A 1,090-nucleotide genomic window follows, 5' to 3' on the forward strand; every position below is an offset into this window, starting at 1 on the left:
GGCGTTGTTGCATGAATAGCCAAAAAAGTTACGGAGGGCAGATGCTAAGTTCAGTGTATGAGCAAAAAACGAAGCGGCTACCGTATCCGCAACTGGGGTGAGTATAACGCAGGCTTAAAGCGCAGAGGGAGCCTCACGTTCTGGGTGGACGAAGAGGTTTCAACAAACTGGTTAGTGGCGCAGAAGAGCGGCAAGCGGGGTGCGTCACGTAAGTATAGCGAGCTTGCGATAGAGACTGTTGCGATACCCTGCCGCTCGTGCCTCGCTTGGGGCACCTTGCTCAAGAGCGTCTACAGCTTAGCTGAGCGTCAAGCCACAGGCCTGGTCGCGTCCATCTTTGAGTTGATGTAGGTAGCGCTACCTGTTCCCGAGCATAGTACGGTGTCAAGGCGCTTGGCGAGTTTAGAAGTTGAGATGCCGGTCTTGCCCAAAGCAGGTGCGAGGCACGTAGTTGTGGACGCTACAGGTATCAAGATTTACGGTGAGGGGGAGTGGAAGACGCGGCAGCACGGGGTAAGTAAGCGTCGCACTTGGCGTAAACTGCACCTCGCTGTAGACGAGGCAACGGGTGAAATCTTAGCGGTTGAAGTAACGCACAACGATCATAAGGACGGTCAGCTCCTAGAGCCACTGCTCGGCGCTGTCAAGGCTGACATTGAGCAAGTCAGCGCTGACGGCGCGTATGACCACAGAGACTGCTATAACACCATTGCCAAGCATGGAGCTAGGAGCGCTATTGCACCCCGTAAAGGTGCTAAAGTTTGGCAGCACGGTAACTGTAAAGCAGTGTCTCACCTCAGAGACGAGAATCTACGCGCCATCAGAAAGCACGGCGCAGAAAGTGGAAACGTCTGGTTGACTACCACCGCCGTTCCTTAGCCGAAACCGCTATGTTCCGCTTCAAGGCCAACTTCAGCCCCCAAGCCTTTTCTCGGCGGTTTGACAACCAGGTGACCGAACTCAAGCTCAAGTGCAGAGCCCTCAACAAGATGATTCAGCTCGCCAAGCCGCAAAGTTATCCTGTTACTTGACCGCTTCTGAGAACAGTTGGCGGAGCTGGGTCAACCAAAAGATTCATGCAACAAAGCCG

Annotated in this window: 1 pseudogene; it reads left to right on the forward strand. The window is 54.1% G+C overall.

Annotated features, from left to right (window positions below):
- Positions 1-57: 57 nt before the first annotated feature.
- Positions 58-1,031: pseudogene (locus ACFW2W_RS19070) on the forward strand (IS5 family transposase).
- Positions 1,032-1,090 lie beyond the last annotated feature (59 nt).

It is taken from the genome of Coleofasciculus sp. H7-2, assembly GCF_042747725.1.
In the GTDB taxonomy this organism is placed as follows: Bacteria; Cyanobacteriota; Cyanobacteriia; order Cyanobacteriales; family FACHB-T130; genus FACHB-T130.